We start from the raw sequence: 16,811 nt of genomic DNA on the forward strand, positions 1-16,811 counted from the left end.
TTGCTGCTTAGCGTGGACGCTCGTTCAGAGTCGGCCCTGGGCCTGCAGCCATTCCCGCACTAAAAACAGCGCGCTGACGTTACGGGCCTCATTAAAATCTTCTTCATCCAGCAGCGACATCAGCTGCGCCAGCGGCCAGCGCACCTGCGGTAGCGGCTCAGGTTCATCGCCCGGCAGTGACTCCGGATAGAGATCTTCCGCCACCATGATATTCATTTTGCTGGAGAAGTAGGAGGGGGCCATACTGAGCTTCTTCAAAAACGTCAGCTTATTGGCGCCATAGCCAACCTCTTCTTTCAGCTCGCGATTGGCCGCTTCATCCACGGTTTCACCTGGATCAATCAGCCCTTTGGAGAAGCCCAGCTCGTAGGACTCCGTCCCCACGGCATACTCACGAATCAAAATAATGTGATCATCCACAATCGGCACAATCATCACCGCTTCACGGGTGGAAGGCCGCATACGTTCATAAACGCGACGCACACCGTTGCTGAACTCCAGATCGACGCTTTCGACATTAAAGAGGCGCGAACGGGCGACAGTTTCAACATTGAGAATGGTGGGTTTTTGTAATGATTTGCTCATTGTCATCGGTCTATGCTGTGATTAAGCAGTCATTGTGCGATACGCAACACGCTTTCGGCAATCCAAATTGCTACTTATTTACAGAGTTGTAACCTTTTCCCTGCAGGGGGAAAAGTAATAAAGATAAAAAAGTCAATAGCTTGAATTCGCTTTGAGAATTTACCGATTTCTGCGCTTTAACGTTTTTGGTAAGCTTGTGCGCTGCTGCATGACATATTCACTACCCTGTAAACAGGTGCGCCGCTAACACTGCAGCTTGACGTTAGTCTTCACGTTCACCGACGATTTCGTAAGAAAAAAATAACTTTGATGGGATGGGCATGGGCACCTTTCTGATATTCCTTACAGCTCTGCTAATCTGCGTATTGCTCATCGGATGGTGGTATCGCGCTCACGCCAGACGCCGCCGACTCCCCCTACTGCTCGCCTTTAGCGACGCTACCACGCGGCAGCTTCCTGCGGATGAGCGCCAGGCTATTGAGAAGTATGTTGCCGAGTTGAGCCACGCCCAGCAGGTGCCGGCGTCCGGTGCGACCAGCGCGCCTGTCGCTCTGGCGCTGAACGAACAGAGTGATACCGTCTATGCGGTGACACGCGCCATCACCCGCTACGGGATCACCACCGACGCGCCGAATAAATGGCGCTATTTCCTCGATTCGGTTGAAGTTCATCTGCCGCCGTTCTGGGAACAGCATATCAACGATGAAAACAGCGTCGAGCTGATCCCCACCGACAGCCTGCCGCTGGTTATCACCCTTAACGGTCATAGCCTGAGCGACTATCGCCAGGAAGCGCAAAGCTACGCCCTGGAACGCGCTTCGGCCACCCAGGCCTCCATTCGCGGCGAAGAGAGCGAGCAGGTAGAGTTGCGGCAGATCCGTCGGGAAACGCCTGAAGAACACGCTCTGAATCGCCCGGACGGGCTGCGCGAAGCGATCCTGATCGTCGCCTCCTTTCTGTTCTTTTATTTCAGCCTGATTGGGCCAGCTGTCTTTACCCCCTGGCTGGTCGCCGCAGGTTTGTTGCTGCTCGCCGCCGGACTGTGGGGGATTTATGCCCCGCCGCGTCGCGCCGCGCTGCGCGAAATCCATTGCCTGCGGGGCGTCCCTAAGCGCTGGGGATTGTTTGGCGAAAACGATCAGGAGCAAATCAATAACATCTCGCTGGGCATTATCGATCTCATCTATCCTCGCCACTGGCAACCCTGGATTGCCCAGGACCTGGGGCAGCAGACCGATATTGATATCTATCTCAACCGCCACGTGGCCCGTCAGGGACGCTACCTGTCGCTTCATGATGAAGTGAAAAACTTCCCGCTGCAGTACTGGCTACGCAGCGCGATTATCGCCGCCGGCGCCCTGGTGGTGGTGATTATGCTGTGGGCCAGCGTACCGTTGAATATGCCGTTTAAGTTCACCCTGTCGTGGCTGAAGGGCGCGCAAACGATTGAAGCCACTACCGTCAGCCAGCTGGAAAAAGCCCATGTGCGCATTGGCGATACGCTGCGCCTGACCGGTACCGGGATGTGTAACATCCGCACGCCGGGCAGTTGGTCCGCCAAAGAGGATTCGCCGTTCCTGCCTTTCGATTGTTCACAGATTGTGTGGAACGACGCCCCTCCTCTGCCGCTGCCGGAGTCTGACATTGTCAGCAAAGCGACCGCCCTGATGCAGTCCGTCCAGCGCCAGCTGCACCCGGAAACCGACGATGATTCCCGCGTCAGCCCTGCCCTACGCTCCGCCATTCAGAAATCAGGCATGGTGCTACTGGATGATTTCGGCGATATCGTGCAGAAAACTAACGATCTCTGCTCGGCAAAGGATGATTGCCTGCGGCTGAAGAATGCGTTGGTCAATCTTGGCAATACCCGTAACTGGGAAACGTTAACCAAGCGCGCCACCGCCGGCAAGCTGGATGGCGTGAACGTGCTGCTGCGGCCGGTCAGCGCCGAGTCGCTGGAGAATCTGGTGACCACCTCAACCGCGCCCTTTGTGATACGCGAAACCTCGCGGGCCGCGCAGGCGCTGAACAGCCCGGCTCCCGGCGGTTTTCTTATCGCCAGCGATGAGGGCAGCGTACTGGTCAATCAGCCGTGGCCGGCGGTGAGTCTGTATGATTATCCGGCCCATGAGCAGTGGGGCGAACTGCGGCGGCTGGCCGGTATGCTCATGCATACCCCCTTCCATGCCGAAGGTATCGTTACCAACCTGTTTACTGACGCCAACGGCACGCAGCATATCAACCTGCATCGCATCCCCGACCGCAGCGGCCTGTGGCGTTATCTGGGCATCACCCTGCTGCTGCTGTCAATGGTGGGGTGCATGGCTTACCACGCCGTGCAGGCCCTGCGTCGTTATCAACGCCATCGTCAGCGTATGGAAGAGATTCAGAAATATTACGAAAGCTGCCTTAATCCGGTTTTGCTCCCCTCATCTGACTCGCAAGATTAATTTTCCCGGCGACAGGGTGTGATACCCTGTCGCCCATTTTCCGCTCGCTGGAGAGTCATCATGCACTTTGATATCGCCTGGCAGGAGGTCGATACCGTTCTGCTGGATATGGACGGCACGCTCCTGGACCTCGCCTTCGACAACTACTTCTGGCAAACGCTGGTGCCTGAAACCTGGGGGGCCGCCCGCGGCCTCAATTTGCAGGAGGCGAAAGAGGCCATGCGCCAGGAGTATCACGCCGTGCAGCATACGCTAAACTGGTACTGTCTGGATTACTGGAGCGAGCGCCTGGGTTTGGATATTTGTGCGATGACCAGCGAACAAGGTCCGCGCGCCACGCTGCGCGAGGATACCGTGCCGTTCCTTGATGCGCTCAAGGCCTGCGGTAAGCGACGCATTCTGTTGACCAATGCCCATCCCCACAATCTGGCGGTGAAGCTCAAACACACCGGCCTGGACGCGCACCTTGATTTATTACTTTCCACCCACACATTTGGTTATCCGAAAGAGGATCAGCGTCTGTGGCGCGCCGTGGCGGAGGAAACTGGCCTTGAGGCGCACAAAACGCTGTTTGTCGACGACAGCGAGGCGATACTGGATGCCGCGAGGGAGTTTGGCATTCGTTACTGCCTGGGTATTACCAATCCTGACTCCGGACTGGCGGAAAAGCAGTATCTGCGCCATCCGGGGCTGAATGATTACCGACGACTGATCCCTTCGCTTACCCCGAAGGAGAGGCGATGAAAGAGAAGCCCACCGAAACCGTCAGACTGGACAAATGGCTTTGGGCCGCCCGCTTTTACAAAACCCGCGCGCTGGCGCGGGAAATGATTGAAGGCGGCAAGGTGCATTACAACGGACAACGTAGCAAACCCGGAAAAATCGTCGAACTCGACGCCATGCTGACGCTGCGCCAGGGCAACGACGAGCGGACGGTGCGCATTATCGGCATTACCGAACAGCGCCGCCCGGCAAGCGAAGCCGTCAACCTGTATGAAGAGACGGCGGAGAGTATCGAGAAGCGTGAAAAAATGGCCCTGGCGCGCAAAATGAACGCCCTGACCATGCCGCACCCTGACAGACGTCCGGACAAGAAAGAGCGCCGCGACCTGATGAGATTTAAACACGGCGAGAGTGAATAACTCGCGCCAGAAAGAGAGATGATTATGACTCAACACGATCAATTACATCGTTATCTGTTTGAAAACTATGCCGTGCGCGGCGAGCTGGTGACGGTGTCGGAAACCCTGGAACAGATTCTGGCGAATCACACCTATCCCCAACCGGTCAAAACGGTGCTGGCGGAGCTGTTGGTCGCCACCAGTCTGCTGACCGCGACGCTGAAGTTTGCCGGCGACATTACCGTGCAGCTGCAGGGGGATGGCCCTTTACAGCTGGCGGTGATCAACGGCAATAACCAGCAGCAGCTGCGCGGCGTCGCGCGCGTGCAGGGCGAGATTGCGGACGATGCGGATCTGAAAACGATGGTCGGCAACGGCTACCTGGTCATTACCATCTCTCCGGAAGAAGGTGAGCGCTATCAGGGCGTGGTCGGTCTGGAAGGCGATACGCTGGCCGCCTGCCTGGAAGATTATTTCCAGCGTTCAGAGCAGCTGCCGACGCGCCTTATCATCCGCACCGGCGATCATGAAGGCCAGCCGATGGCGGGCGGGATGCTGCTGCAGGTGATGCCGGCGCAGGATGCCCAGACTGCCGACTTCGAGCACCTGGCGACGCTTACCGAGACCATTAAGGCGGAAGAGCTGTTCACCCTGCCGGCAAATGATGTGCTGTGGCGTCTGTACCATGAAGAAGAAGTCACGGTCTACGACCCGCAGAGCGTGGAGTTCAAGTGCACCTGCTCCCGCGAACGCTGCGCCGGCGCGCTGAAGACGCTGCCGGATGAAGAGATTGATAGCATCCTCGCCGACGAAGGCGAAATTGATATGCACTGCGACTACTGCGGTAACCACTATATCTTCAATGCCATGGATATTGCCGAGATCCGTAATAACGCCTCTCCGGCCGATCCGCAGGTTCATTAATCCCCGCATCTTTCTCAGGCACAGGGCGGCAATGTTGTTTGTCGCGTTGTGCCTGACTTTTAATTTATTCGCGAGTTGAATCGATTTTCCCTGAAAGAGTTACGTAATTTAATTTCAGGAAAGCGATTACATTCACATTTCAGCAGTTTTTTTAATTACTTTTTAACCATTGAGAAACATCTAACCCCACCATCCGTCCATTTCCTGAGATAATCCACTCCACTTCGTGACAGGAGTCACCGTTTTTATCGTCATTCTGAGGAATGTCGAGATACGTAAATCTATGAGCCTGGTCGCGGTCAATACCCGGCAATTAACCCTACAATTTACAGCAGTACATCTTGGCTAAGGAGCAGTGACATGCGCGTTAATCATGGTTTAACCCCGCAGGATCTCAAGGCTTATGGTATCAATGACGTCCAGGATATCGTCCACAACCCCAGCTACGACATGTTGTTTCAGGAAGAGCTCGACCCGAACCTGGAAGGCTACGAACGTGGCGTATTAACCACTCTGGGTGCTATCGCCGTCGACACGGGCATTTTTACCGGTCGTTCTCCGAAAGATAAGTATCTCGTGCGCGACGACACCACCCGCGACACCGTCTGGTGGTCCGATAAAGGCAAAGGTAAAAACGACAACAAGCCGCTTTCGCAGGAAACCTGGCAGCATCTGAAAGGGCTGGTGACCCAGCAACTGTCCGGTAAACGCCTGTTTATCGTCGACGCTTTCTGCGGCGCCAACGCCGATACCCGTCTCAGCGTACGTTTCATTACCGAAGTGGCCTGGCAGGCGCACTTCGTTAAAAACATGTTCATCCGTCCGAGCGATGAAGAGCTGGCTGAATTCGAGCCCGACTTCATCGTGATGAACGGCGCGAAATGCACTAATCCGCAGTGGAAAGAGCAGGGCCTCAATTCGGAAAACTTCGTCGCCTTCAACCTCACCGAGCGCATTCAGTTGATCGGCGGCACCTGGTACGGCGGCGAGATGAAGAAAGGGATGTTCTCGATCATGAACTACCTGCTGCCGCTGAAGGGCATCGCCTCCATGCACTGCTCAGCCAACGTCGGCGAGAAAGGCGATGTCGCCATTTTCTTCGGCCTCTCAGGCACCGGCAAAACCACCCTCTCCACCGACCCGAAACGCCGCCTGATTGGCGATGACGAACATGGCTGGGATGACGACGGCGTGTTTAACTTCGAAGGGGGCTGCTACGCCAAGACCATCAAGCTCTCTGAAGCGGCCGAGCCAGATATCTATCACGCCATCCGCCGCAACGCCCTGCTGGAAAACGTGGTGGTACGCGCCGACGGCACGGTCGATTTCGATGACGGTTCAAAGACCGAAAATACCCGCGTCTCCTACCCCATCGACCACATCGACAACATTGTTAAGCCGGTGTCTAAAGCGGGTCACGCTACCAAAGTGATCTTCCTGACGGCCGATGCGTTCGGCGTCCTGCCGCCGGTCTCCCGCCTGACCGCCGACCAGACGCAGTACCATTTCCTGTCCGGGTTTACCGCCAAACTGGCCGGCACCGAGCGCGGCGTAACCGAACCCACGCCAACCTTCTCCGCCTGCTTCGGCGCCGCCTTCCTGTCGCTGCACCCGACGCAGTACGCCGAAGTGCTGGTCAAACGCATGCAGGCGGCTGGCGCGCAGGCTTATCTGGTCAATACCGGCTGGAACGGCACCGGCAAGCGCATCTCGATTAAAGATACCCGCGCGATCATCGACGCCATCCTCAATGGCTCGCTGGACAACGCGGAGACCTTTACCCTGCCGATGTTTAACCTGCAGATCCCGACGGCGCTCCCGGGCGTGGATACCCACATCCTCGATCCGCGCAGCACCTATGGTTCCCCGGAGCAGTGGCAGGAAAAAGCCGACCAGCTGGCGAAGCTGTTTATTGAGAATTTTGAGAAGTATACCGATACGCCAGCGGGCGCCGCGCTGGTGGCGGCAGGACCGCAGCGCTAACGGGCGCAAAGGTGAAAAAGCCGGGCTTGCCCGGCTTTTTATTGTGCAACATCCTGAGCAGCTAACCGCGGGCGCGATCAGCTCTCCCTGGCGGGTTTCATCGGCGCCAGCATCCGGTGCACCGGCAGCCAGGCGCGGATCAGTAACCCGCCGCGTTCGCTGGAGCCAATCTCCAGCCGGCCGTTGTGATTGTCGATAATACGCTGAACAATCGCCAACCCCAGCCCGGTGCCGCTGGTGCTGCGGGCACTGTCGCCGCGTACAAACGGCTGAAACAGGTGCTCCCGCTGCTCAGGTTTAATCCCCGGTCCATCATCTTCTACCTGGAACCAGGCCCGGCTCGCTTCGCTGCCGCTGCTGACCTTGATCCAGCCATTGCCATAGCGGGCCGCGTTGACCACCATATTCGCCAGCGCGCGCTTGATAGACAGCGGGTGCATACGTACCGGAATTTCGCCGGCCTGCAGGGCGGTGGCGATTTCCCGCTCATAGCCACTCTCCGCAGCGATCACTTCCCCCAGCACCGCATTCAGATCCGCCAGCTCCATCGGCATCTCCTGCCCGGTGCGCAGATAGTCGATAAACTGCTCGATGATGGCGTTGCACTCTTCGATATCTTTGTTGATCGACTCCGCGAGATAGCCGTCCTGCTCGCCCATCATCTCGGTGGCCAGACGAATGCGGGTCAGCGGGGTTCGTAAATCATGACTGACCCCGGCCATCAGCAGCGTACGGTCATCAGCCAACTGCTTCACGCCCGCCGCCATATGGTTAAAGGCTCGCGTCACCGAACGCACTTCGGAGGCGCCATACTCGCGCAGCGGCGGCGGAATAATGCCGCGCCCGACCTGCAGCGCCGCGTGCTCCAGATCCACCAACGGGCGGTTCTGAATACGAATAAACAGCCAGGCGCCGCCTATCGCCAGCAGCATGATCGCCAGGGTATAGCGGAACAGCGGCGAGAAGTCGCCCTGATGGATCTCGGTCAGCGGCACCCGCACCCAGATATTGGGCGACAGCCAGGTCTTCAGCCACACCACAGGGGAGCTTTTATTGACCTCTACCCGCACCTCTGTGGGGCCACCAAGCTGATGGGCCATCTGCTGACTTAAGAATTCATAATGCTGCGCCCAGCGCAGGCCTGCGTCTTCCGCCGCTTCATTGGAATAGAGCGAAATCCCCAGCTCGCGATAAATTTCACGACGAAACGCCGGGGGCACCACCAGCTGGGTGCCATCCTCCAGCTGCAGTTTGTCGGTCATCAGCATACGCACTTCGTAGGCTAACACTTTATTAAACTGCTGGAGACTCGGCAGGATCGCGAAATTCAGTACCACCAGATAGGTCGTCACCAGGCTGACGAACAGCAAGGTGACGATCAGGAGCAGTGTGCGAGCAAAGGAGCTGCGCGGCGAAAAGCGCACGCGTTTCATGCCTTAGAACCGTCCGGGACGAAGACGTAGCCCAGACCCCAGACGGTCTGGATGTAGCGCGGATGCGCCGGGTCCTCTTCCACCATGCGGCGCAGGCGGGAGATCTGTACGTCGATGGAGCGCTCCATCGCAGAGTATTCGCGGCCGCGGGCGAGGTTCATCAGCTTATCGCGCGACAGCGGCTCACGGGGATGGCTCACCAGCGCCTTCAGGACCGCGAATTCGCCGCTGGTCAACGGCATCGGCTCGTCTTCACGGAACATCTCGCGGGTGCCTAAATTCAGTTTGAATTTACCAAAGGCGATAACCGCCTCTTCCTGCGACGGCGCGCCCGGCAGCTCGTTCGCCTGGCGGCGCAGCACCGCCCGGATGCGGGCCAGCAGTTCGCGCGGGTTAAACGGCTTCGGAATATAGTCGTCAGCCCCGATCTCCAGACCCACGATCCGATCGACCTCTTCGCCTTTCGCCGTCACCATAATGATCGGCATCGGGTTACTCTGGCTGCGCAGACGACGGCAGATAGAGAGACCATCTTCGCCCGGCAGCATCAGATCCAGCACCATCAGGTGGAAGGATTCACGGGTTAACAGACGATCCATCTGTTCGGCGTTCGCCACGCTACGAACCTGGAAGCCCTGCTCGGTCAGATAACGCTCGAGCAGCGCACGCAGGCGCATGTCGTCATCCACAACCAGAATCTTATAATTCTCTTGCATTGTTTGTACTCCCAAAGGTTCACTGCAATAGTCAGTGCGTATTCTCAAAAAAGCCCGGCGCGCTCACCAGCTAAATCTGGTATATATTCCAGGCTAAATTGTTACAAAGCATATTTAACAGCAGGTTAAGTATACATTTAATCATAAGACACAGTATTTATCCTGTCGGTATTATTACGCGCTACAAATTGTGCGCAACGACAGACAGTCAGAAGGTTGAACTCACGATGAAAACGCCGCTGATCACCCGCGAGGGATATGAAAAACTGAAGCAGGAGATGGACTACCTGTGGCGCCAGGAGCGTCCGGAAGTGACCAAAAAGGTGACCTGGGCCGCCAGTCTCGGCGACCGCAGCGAGAACGCGGACTACCAGTACAACAAAAAGCGCCTGCGGGAGATCGATCGCCGGGTCCGCTATCTGACCAAATGTCTGGAACAGTTGAAAATCGTCGATTACTCGCCGCAACAGGAAGGTAAAGTCTTCTTCGGCGCCTGGGTAGAGATTGAAAACGATGAAGGCGATATCAAGCGCTTTCGCATCGTCGGTTACGATGAAATTTTTGGCCGCAAAGACTATATCTCCATCGACTCGCCGATGGCGCGCGCACTGTTAAAAAAAGAGGTTGGCGATCTGGCCATCGTCAACACGCCGGCGGGCGAAGCCAGCTGGTATGTCAACGAGATCGAATACGTTAAATAGACAAGAACTTTCCGAGAGACGCCCGGCGCGGCTGGTATTTTTAGCCGTCAGTCCGTATAACTAGTCCCTGTTTTTTGACCCTAAAGATGAATTAAAAGCCATGATGAATGATTCGCTCTGCCGCATTATTGCGGGTGAACTTCAGGCCAGAGCCGAACAGGTAGAAGCTGCCGTTCGCCTGCTTGATGAAGGGAACACCGTGCCGTTTATTGCACGTTATCGTAAAGAAGTCACCGGCGGTCTGGATGACACGCAGCTGCGTAATCTGGAAACTCGCCTCGGCTATCTGCGCGAACTCGAAGACCGTCGTCAGGCGATCCTCAAATCCATCGCTGAACAGGGCAAACTGACCGACGCGCTGGAAAAAGCCATCAACACCACGCTCAGCAAAACCGAACTGGAAGATCTCTACCTGCCCTACAAGCCGAAGCGCCGTACACGCGGGCAGATCGCTATCGAAGCCGGGCTCGAACCGCTGGCTGACCTGCTGTGGAACGAACCGGCCCACGATCCGGAAGCGGAGGCCGCAAAATATATTGATGCCGATAAGGGCGTAGCCGACAGCAAAGCGGCCCTGGACGGCGCGCGCTATATTCTGATGGAGCGGTTTGCCGAAGACGCCGCGCTGCTGGCGAAGGTCCGTGACTATCTGTGGAAAAACGCCCACCTGGTCTCCACCGTCTTCAGCGGTAAAGAAGAGGAAGGCGCTAAATTCCGCGACTACTTCGATCACCATGAACCGATCGCCACCGTGCCGTCGCATCGCGCGCTGGCGATGTTCCGCGGTCGCAACGAAGGCGTCCTGCAGCTCTCTTTAAACGCTGACCCGCAGTTTGACGAGCCGCCGAAAGAGAGCCACGGCGAGCAAATTATTATCGACCACCTGGGCCTGCGCCTGAATAACGCCCCGGCGGACAGCTGGCGTAAAGGCGTCGTCAGCTGGACCTGGCGGATCAAAGTCCTGATGCATCTCGAAACCGAGCTGATGGGCACCGTGCGCGAACGCGCGGAGGACGAGGCAATCAACGTCTTCGCCCGCAACCTGCACGATCTGCTGATGGCCGCGCCCGCCGGGCTGCGCGCCACCATGGGACTCGATCCGGGCCTGCGCACCGGGGTGAAAGTGGCCGTCGTCGACGCCACCGGTAAACTGGTCGCTACCGATACCATCTATCCCCACACCGGCCAGGCCGCCAAAGCGGCCGTCGCCGTCGCCGCGCTGTGTGAGAAGTACAACGTTGAGCTGGTGGCCATCGGCAACGGTACCGCCTCGCGTGAAACCGAGCGTTTCTTCCTCGACGTGCAGAAGCAGTTCCCAAAGGTCACCGCCCAGAAGGTGATCGTCAGCGAAGCCGGGGCTTCCGTTTACTCCGCCTCCGAGCTGGCGGCGCAGGAGTTCCCGGACCTCGACGTGTCGCTGCGCGGCGCGGTCTCCATCGCCCGCCGTCTGCAGGATCCCCTGGCCGAGCTGGTGAAAATCGACCCGAAATCCATTGGCGTCGGCCAGTATCAGCACGATGTCAGCCAGACCCAGCTGGCGCGTAAGCTGGACGCGGTGGTGGAAGACTGTGTGAACGCCGTCGGCGTTGACCTGAACACCGCCTCCGTTCCGCTGCTGACCCGCGTCGCCGGCCTGACCCGCATGATGGCGCAGAACATCGTCGCCTGGCGCGACGAGAATGGTCAGTTCCAGAACCGCCAGCAGCTGCTGAAAGTCAGCCGTCTGGGGCCGAAAGCCTTTGAACAGTGCGCGGGCTTCCTGCGTATCAACCACGGCGACAACCCGCTGGATGCCTCCACCGTTCACCCGGAAGCTTACCCGGTGGTCGAACGTATTCTGGCCGCCACCCAGCAGGCGCTAAAAGATCTGATGGGCAATAGCAGTGCGCTGCGCCACCTGAAGGCAGTGGACTTCACCGATGAGAAGTTTGGCGTCCCGACGGTCACCGACATTATCAAAGAGCTGGAAAAACCGGGCCGCGATCCGCGTCCGGAGTTTAAGACCGCGAAGTTCGCCGATGGTGTGGAGACCATGAATGACCTGCTGCCGGGAATGATTCTGGAAGGTGCCGTCACCAACGTCACCAACTTCGGCGCGTTTGTTGATATCGGCGTTCATCAGGACGGACTGGTACACATTTCGTCGCTTTCTGACCGGTTTGTTGAGGATCCGCACACCGTGGTGAAAGCGGGCGACATCGTCAAGGTCAAAGTGATGGAAGTCGATCTGCCGCGTAAGCGTATCGCCCTGACCATGCGTCTCGACGAGCAGCCGGGCGACAGCCACGCCCGCCGCGGCGGTGGTCAGGAGCGCCCGCAGGGTAACCGCCCGGCCGCAAAAGCCGCCAAACCCCGCGGTCGCGAGGCGCAGCCTGCCGGCAACAGCGCGATGATGGATGCCCTCGCCGCAGCGATGGGTAAAAAACGCTAAACTCTCCCTGCCCCTTTTTCAGGGGCAGTTTTTTTTCATGACCAGGCCATCGCCATCACGCGCAAAACAGCTTCAGTTGTTTCTGATAACCTGCTTTTATTCCACGCCTGAAAGGCAGCGAAATTAATATTTTCATTTCGTTAACTTCAGAAACCTTAATTAAACATTAGATCGCCGAAATAATATTTCGCGCATTTTTGATTACAGGCTGACTTTGCGGCATATCAATAAAAAGGTGATTTTCACTTTAAAAATAGCCTGCAGCGCATCATATGTATTGATGATAAAAACCATTCTCATTATCATCGATTACAGAACGTTTTTTCTTTTTTCGTTGGCTACGGTCCCCGGCGCAACTGCCTCCAGGCGTCCGGAAAATTCTTCTTCGGTTAGCGATAGACAAGTAGGCCCTATGCAATTCACACCTGATAGTGCGTGGAAAATTACCGGTTTTTCTCGCGATATTAGCCCAGCATACCGTCAGAAACTGCTCTCCCTCGGCATGCTGCCCGGTTCCTCTTTTCATGTGGTTCGCGTGGCGCCGCTCGGCGATCCTGTTCATATTGAAACCCGACGCGTCAGTCTGGTATTACGCAAAAAAGATCTCGCCTTAATCGAACTGGAAGCGGTTGCACAATAACGGCTGGCCCGGCACAAGAGTCTGAAATATGCAAAAATTAACCGTTGGTTTAATTGGTAATCCTAATTCCGGCAAGACCACCTTATTTAATCAGCTGACCGGCGCTCGCCAGCGCGTGGGCAACTGGGCTGGGGTGACCGTTGAGCGTAAAGAGGGGATTTTCGCCACCACTGACCACCAGGTCACGCTGGTCGACCTCCCGGGAACCTACTCCCTGACCACCATCTCCTCGCAGACCTCGCTGGACGAGCAGATTGCCTGCCACTACATCCTGAGCGGCGACGCCGACATGCTGATTAACGTGGTCGATGCCTCCAACCTCGAGCGCAACCTCTATCTGACGCTGCAGCTGCTCGAGCTGGGGATCCCCTGCGTCGTCGCGCTGAACATGCTGGATATCGCCGAAAAGCAGCAGGTGCGGATCGATATCGACGCCCTCGCCGCCCGTCTCGGTTGCCCGGTCATTCCGCTGGTATCGACTCGCGGACGGGGGATCGAAGCGCTGAAGATCGCCCTCGACCGTCATCAGGCGAACAGCGATCTTGAGCTGGTCCACTATCCGCAGCCGCTGCTGCGCGAAGCTGACCTGCTGGCGCAGCAGATGTCAGCGCAGATCCCGACCCGGCAGCGGCGCTGGCTGGGTCTGCAGATGCTGGAGGGCGATATCTACAGCCGGGCCTATGCCGGCGACGCTGCCGATAAACTGGATATCGCTCTGGCGAATCTCAGCGACGAGATCGACGACCCGGCGCTGCACATCGCTGACGCGCGCTATCAGACCATCGCCGCCATTTGCGACGCCGTCAGCAATACCCTGACCGCCGAACCAAGCCGCTTCACCGCCGCGATGGACAAAGTGATCCTCAACCGCTTCCTCGGGTTGCCGATTTTTCTCTTTGTCATGTACTTGATGTTCCTGCTGGCGATCAACATCGGCGGCGCGCTGCAGCCGATTTTCGATGCCGGCTCGGTCGCGATCTTTGTGCATGGCATTCAATGGCTGGGTTACACCCTGCACTTCCCGGACTGGCTGACCGTGTTCCTCGCCCAGGGGATCGGCGGCGGTATCAACACCGTGCTGCCGCTGGTGCCGCAGATCGGCATGATGTATCTGTTTCTCTCCTTCCTTGAGGACTCCGGCTACATGGCGCGCGCCGCCTTTGTGATGGATCGCCTGATGCAAGCCCTCGGCCTGCCGGGGAAATCCTTCGTCCCGCTGATTGTCGGTTTTGGCTGCAACGTGCCGTCGGTGATGGGCGCCCGCACCCTTGACGCGCCGCGCGAGCGTCTGATGACCATTATGATGGCGCCGTTTATGTCCTGCGGCGCGCGGCTGGCGATCTTCGCCGTCTTCGCGGCCGCCTTCTTTGGTCAGAACGGCGCGCTGGCGGTCTTCTCGCTCTATGTGCTGGGCATTGTGATGGCCATCCTCACCGGCCTGATGTTGAAGCACACCATTATGCGCGGCGAAGCCTCGCCGTTCGTGATGGAGCTGCCGGTGTACCACGTCCCGCATATCAAGAGCCTGATTATCCAGACCTGGCAGCGCCTGAAAGGCTTTGTGCTGCGCGCCGGGAAGGTGATCGTCATCGTCAGCATCTTCCTCAGCGCGCTGAACAGCTTCTCACTGAGCGGTAAGGTCGTCGACAACATCAACGACTCCGCGCTGGCCTCGGTGAGCCGGGTCATTACGCCGGTGTTTAAACCGATCGGCGTGCATGAAGATAACTGGCAGGCCACCGTCGGCCTGTTTACCGGCGCGATGGCGAAAGAAGTGGTAGTGGGTACGCTGAACACCCTCTATACCGCCGAAGATATCCAGAATGAGGAATTCAATCCGCAGACCTTCAGTCTCGGCGAAGAACTGCTCGCCGCCGTCGATGAGACATGGCAGGGACTGAAAGACACCTTCAGCCTCAGCGTCCTGGCCAACCCCATCGAAGCCAGCAAAGGCGATGGCGAAATGGCCACCGGCGCCATGGGGGTGATGGGCAGTAAATTTGGCAGCGCAGCGGCGGCATACAGCTACCTGATCTTCGTCCTGCTCTATATTCCCTGCATCTCGGTGATGGGCGCCATCGCCCGCGAATCAAGCCGCGGCTGGATGACCTTCTCCATCCTGTGGGGGCTGAATATCGCCTATTCGCTCTCGACGCTCTATTACCAGACCGTTAGCTTTAGCGATCACCCGCGCTACAGTCTGGTGTGTATCCTGGCGGTAGTGTTGTTCAACGTGGTGCTCTTCGGCCTGTTGCGCCGGGCGCGCAGCCGGGTGGACGTCTCGCTGCTGGCCACGCGAAAAACGCCGGCCTCCTGCTGTTCCAGCCCGGCTGGCGATTGCCACTAAGGAGGGACTGTGGCGTCGTTAATGGAAGTCCGCGATATGCTGGCCCTGCAGGGCCGCATGGAGGCGAAACAGCTCAGTGCTCGCCTGCAGACGCCTCAGCCGCTGATTGACGCCATGCTTGAGCGCATGGAAGCCATGGGTAAGGTGGTCCGGATCAGCGAAACGAGCGAGGGCTGCCTCTCCGGCAGCTGTAAAAGTTGCCCTGAAGGGAAAGCGGCGTGCCGGCAGGAGTGGTGGGCGCTGCGATGAAAGGAGTCAGGCCAGGTCGCGCAACGAGGTAAAACGAGTAAGACAGCTATGAAAAACGGGCCAGCAGGCCCGTTTTCTTATGACTGGATTATTTATAAACGTCAGCGTTCGCGTGTACGGTTTTTTCGTTTTTCTGCCCGGCAATCACCACAAAGTATTTCCCACCCAGCTCATCGGCTTTTTTCGACAGATCGCGTCGGGCGTCCATCGGCGACGTCGTCCTGGAGGTCGTAATGCTACCGACCTTGGTCAGATTCATCTTCGCCACGTCTTCTTTTTGGATCTCTTTCGCGGCGAATGCGCCGAAAGAGAGGGTGCCTATCACCAGAGATGCAACCATTCCTGTAACAAGTTTCATAGCCTCTACTCTCCATAAGGTTGTTATTGTAGGTCACGGTGGCGGATTGAAATAATCAACCACCGTAACAACCTAAGTATTGCTAGGAATGGCCCTTTTACCATGGCGCGGCAAAAAAAATTACCCCAGCCGCGTCTTCAGCGCCAGCAGCGGCTCGCAGAAGGCCGCGGGATGGGAAACAAACGGCGCATGCGCGGCCTTATCGAAGAGGATTGACTCGCTTTCCGGCCACAGGTCATCCAGCAACGGGACGATCTTGCGCGGCACCAGTCCATCCAGCCGGCCATACAGCCGCAGAAACGGCATCGGCAGCCTGACCAGCGCCTGACGCAGATCGACGGTTCTGAGGATCTCCAGTCCGCCATTCAGCGCCTCGGCGGAAGGCATCGGCAGCGAGAGCACCGCCTGCTTTAACGCCCGCGCATCCTGACGCGCGCTCTCTGTGCCCATGGTTTGCAGGGCGAGGAATCGCTCGACGGTGCGCTGGAAATCGTCGCTCAGCTGCTGCTGAAATCCGGCCAGCACCTCGGGCTTGATGCCGGGCCAGTCGTCACGAGCCGCGAAACAGGGGGAAGAGGCAACCATCACCAGCGCCTGCACGCGTTCCGGACGCATAATCGCGACCTGGCTGGCCACCAGCCCGCCCAGGCTCCAGCCCAGCCACACCGCCTGTGGAGGGGCCTGCTCCAGCACCCGCTGCGCCATCGCCTCCAGCGACATCGCCCCAAACCCGCCGCTGCGGCCATAGCCCGGCAGATCCACCAGGTGGAGGGTAAAATGCGAAGCCAGCTGCGGCGTGATGCAATCCCATACCTGAGCGTTCAGCCCCCAGCCGTGCAGCAGCACAAGATGACAATCTCCTTCGCCGATTGT

Annotated in this window: 16 protein-coding genes; 10 read left to right on the forward strand and 6 right to left on the reverse strand. The window is 57.8% G+C overall.

Annotation, left to right across the window (positions count from 1 at the left end):
• Window positions 1–24: 24 nt before the first annotated feature.
• Window positions 25–591, reverse strand: coding sequence for a putative NUDIX hydrolase (locus tag KPHS_49190; RefSeq protein YP_005229219.1), 567 nt, complete (start codon window positions 589–591; stop codon window positions 25–27).
• 314 nt (window positions 592–905) lie between these two features.
• Here KPHS_49190 and KPHS_49200 point away from each other — a divergent pair, with 314 nt between their 5' ends.
• The 4 genes from KPHS_49200 to KPHS_49230 are packed head-to-tail and all read left to right on the forward strand — an operon-like array spanning window position 906 to window position 5,080.
• Window positions 906–3,035, forward strand: coding sequence for a putative dehydrogenase (locus KPHS_49200; RefSeq protein ID YP_005229220.1), 2,130 nt, complete (start codon window positions 906–908; stop codon window positions 3,033–3,035).
• A gap of 60 nt (window positions 3,036–3,095) precedes the next feature.
• Window positions 3,096–3,779 (forward strand): HAD-superfamily hydrolase, encoded by a 684-nt coding sequence (locus KPHS_49210; RefSeq protein YP_005229221.1) that lies wholly within the window; start codon window positions 3,096–3,098, stop codon window positions 3,777–3,779.
• Complete coding sequence (locus tag KPHS_49220) at window positions 3,776–4,177, forward strand: ribosome-associated heat shock protein Hsp15 (RefSeq protein ID YP_005229222.1); 402 nt, start codon at window positions 3,776–3,778, stop codon at window positions 4,175–4,177. The genes KPHS_49210 and KPHS_49220 overlap by 4 nt, the downstream gene beginning before the upstream one ends.
• Before the next feature lie 18 nt (window positions 4,178–4,195).
• Window positions 4,196–5,080 (forward strand): Hsp33-like chaperonin, encoded by an 885-nt coding sequence (locus KPHS_49230; protein ID YP_005229223.1) that lies wholly within the window; start codon window positions 4,196–4,198, stop codon window positions 5,078–5,080.
• A 151-nt stretch (window positions 5,081–5,231) separates the two neighbouring features.
• On the opposite strand, the gene KPHS_49240 is transcribed toward KPHS_49230, so the two are convergent.
• Window positions 5,232–5,393 (reverse strand): hypothetical protein, encoded by a 162-nt coding sequence (locus KPHS_49240; RefSeq protein YP_005229224.1) that lies wholly within the window; start codon window positions 5,391–5,393, stop codon window positions 5,232–5,234.
• A gap of 47 nt (window positions 5,394–5,440) precedes the next feature.
• Here KPHS_49240 and KPHS_49250 point away from each other — a divergent pair, with 47 nt between their 5' ends.
• Complete coding sequence (locus KPHS_49250) at window positions 5,441–7,063, forward strand: phosphoenolpyruvate carboxykinase (protein ID YP_005229225.1); 1,623 nt, start codon at window positions 5,441–5,443, stop codon at window positions 7,061–7,063.
• A gap of 77 nt (window positions 7,064–7,140) precedes the next feature.
• Here KPHS_49250 and KPHS_49260 read toward each other — a convergent pair whose 3' ends face one another.
• Both KPHS_49260 and KPHS_49270 read right to left on the reverse strand, forming a co-directional pair.
• Window positions 7,141–8,496 (reverse strand): osmolarity sensor protein, encoded by a 1,356-nt coding sequence (locus KPHS_49260; protein YP_005229226.1) that lies wholly within the window; start codon window positions 8,494–8,496, stop codon window positions 7,141–7,143.
• The gene (locus KPHS_49270) at window positions 8,493–9,212 is read right to left on the reverse strand and encodes an osmolarity response regulator (RefSeq protein YP_005229227.1); all 720 of its coding nucleotides are present in this window, start codon (window positions 9,210–9,212) and stop codon (window positions 8,493–8,495) included. The genes KPHS_49260 and KPHS_49270 overlap by 4 nt, the downstream gene beginning before the upstream one ends.
• Window positions 9,213–9,439: 227 nt before the next feature.
• Between KPHS_49270 and KPHS_49280 the strand changes: the two genes are divergently transcribed.
• From KPHS_49280 to KPHS_49320, 5 genes are all read left to right on the forward strand, one after another.
• Window positions 9,440–9,913 carry a transcription elongation factor GreB gene (locus tag KPHS_49280; RefSeq protein ID YP_005229228.1) on the forward strand — a complete coding sequence of 158 codons (474 nt, stop codon included), beginning with the start codon at window positions 9,440–9,442 and terminating at the stop codon, window positions 9,911–9,913.
• A 100-nt stretch (window positions 9,914–10,013) separates the two neighbouring features.
• Complete coding sequence (locus KPHS_49290; protein YP_005229229.1) at window positions 10,014–12,344, forward strand: RNA-binding transcriptional accessory protein; 2,331 nt, start codon at window positions 10,014–10,016, stop codon at window positions 12,342–12,344.
• A gap of 502 nt (window positions 12,345–12,846) precedes the next feature.
• On the forward strand, window positions 12,847–12,984 hold the full coding sequence (locus tag KPHS_49300) for a ferrous iron transport protein A (RefSeq protein YP_005229230.1): 138 nt from the start codon (window positions 12,847–12,849) through the stop codon (window positions 12,982–12,984).
• Window positions 12,985–13,012: 28 nt separating this feature from the next.
• Window positions 13,013–15,331 carry a ferrous iron transport protein B gene (locus KPHS_49310; RefSeq protein ID YP_005229231.1) on the forward strand — a complete coding sequence of 773 codons (2,319 nt, stop codon included), beginning with the start codon at window positions 13,013–13,015 and terminating at the stop codon, window positions 15,329–15,331.
• A gap of 9 nt (window positions 15,332–15,340) precedes the next feature.
• Complete coding sequence (locus KPHS_49320; RefSeq protein ID YP_005229232.1) at window positions 15,341–15,580, forward strand: Putative Ferrous Iron Transport Protein C (Feoc); 240 nt, start codon at window positions 15,341–15,343, stop codon at window positions 15,578–15,580.
• Between the two features lie 88 nt (window positions 15,581–15,668).
• Here KPHS_49320 and KPHS_49330 read toward each other — a convergent pair whose 3' ends face one another.
• Window positions 15,669–15,938, reverse strand: coding sequence for a DUF1471 domain-containing protein (locus tag KPHS_49330; RefSeq protein YP_005229233.1), 270 nt, complete (start codon window positions 15,936–15,938; stop codon window positions 15,669–15,671).
• 120 nt (window positions 15,939–16,058) lie between these two features.
• On the reverse strand, window positions 16,059–16,784 hold the full coding sequence (locus tag KPHS_49340; RefSeq protein ID YP_005229234.1) for a biotin biosynthesis, reaction prior to pimeloyl CoA: 726 nt from the start codon (window positions 16,782–16,784) through the stop codon (window positions 16,059–16,061).
• Window positions 16,785–16,811: the final 27 nt, after the last annotated feature.

Origin of the sequence: Klebsiella pneumoniae subsp. pneumoniae HS11286 (genome assembly GCF_000240185.1) — a bacterium.
Classification (GTDB): domain Bacteria; phylum Pseudomonadota; class Gammaproteobacteria; order Enterobacterales; family Enterobacteriaceae; genus Klebsiella; species Klebsiella pneumoniae.

Bases quoted from the DNA above. Each gene is read 5' to 3' on its own strand.
- KPHS_49190 (YP_005229219.1), bottom strand. From the start codon at position 591: ATGACAATGAGCAAATCATTACAAAAACCCACCATTCTCAATGTTGAA.
- KPHS_49200 (YP_005229220.1), top strand. From the start codon at position 906: ATGGGCACCTTTCTGATATTCCTTACAGCTCTGCTAATCTGCGTATTG.
- KPHS_49210 (YP_005229221.1), top strand. From the start codon at position 3,096: ATGCACTTTGATATCGCCTGGCAGGAGGTCGATACCGTTCTGCTGGAT.
- KPHS_49220 (YP_005229222.1), top strand. From the start codon at position 3,776: ATGAAAGAGAAGCCCACCGAAACCGTCAGACTGGACAAATGGCTTTGG.
- KPHS_49230 (YP_005229223.1), top strand. From the start codon at position 4,196: ATGATTATGACTCAACACGATCAATTACATCGTTATCTGTTTGAAAAC.
- KPHS_49250 (YP_005229225.1), top strand. From the start codon at position 5,441: ATGCGCGTTAATCATGGTTTAACCCCGCAGGATCTCAAGGCTTATGGT.
- KPHS_49260 (YP_005229226.1), bottom strand. From the start codon at position 8,496: ATGAAACGCGTGCGCTTTTCGCCGCGCAGCTCCTTTGCTCGCACACTG.
- KPHS_49270 (YP_005229227.1), bottom strand. From the start codon at position 9,212: ATGCAAGAGAATTATAAGATTCTGGTTGTGGATGACGACATGCGCCTG.
- KPHS_49280 (YP_005229228.1), top strand. From the start codon at position 9,440: ATGAAAACGCCGCTGATCACCCGCGAGGGATATGAAAAACTGAAGCAG.
- KPHS_49290 (YP_005229229.1), top strand. From the start codon at position 10,014: ATGATGAATGATTCGCTCTGCCGCATTATTGCGGGTGAACTTCAGGCC.
- KPHS_49300 (YP_005229230.1), top strand. From the start codon at position 12,847: ATGCTGCCCGGTTCCTCTTTTCATGTGGTTCGCGTGGCGCCGCTCGGC.
- KPHS_49310 (YP_005229231.1), top strand. From the start codon at position 13,013: ATGCAAAAATTAACCGTTGGTTTAATTGGTAATCCTAATTCCGGCAAG.
- KPHS_49330 (YP_005229233.1), bottom strand. From the start codon at position 15,938: ATGAAACTTGTTACAGGAATGGTTGCATCTCTGGTGATAGGCACCCTC.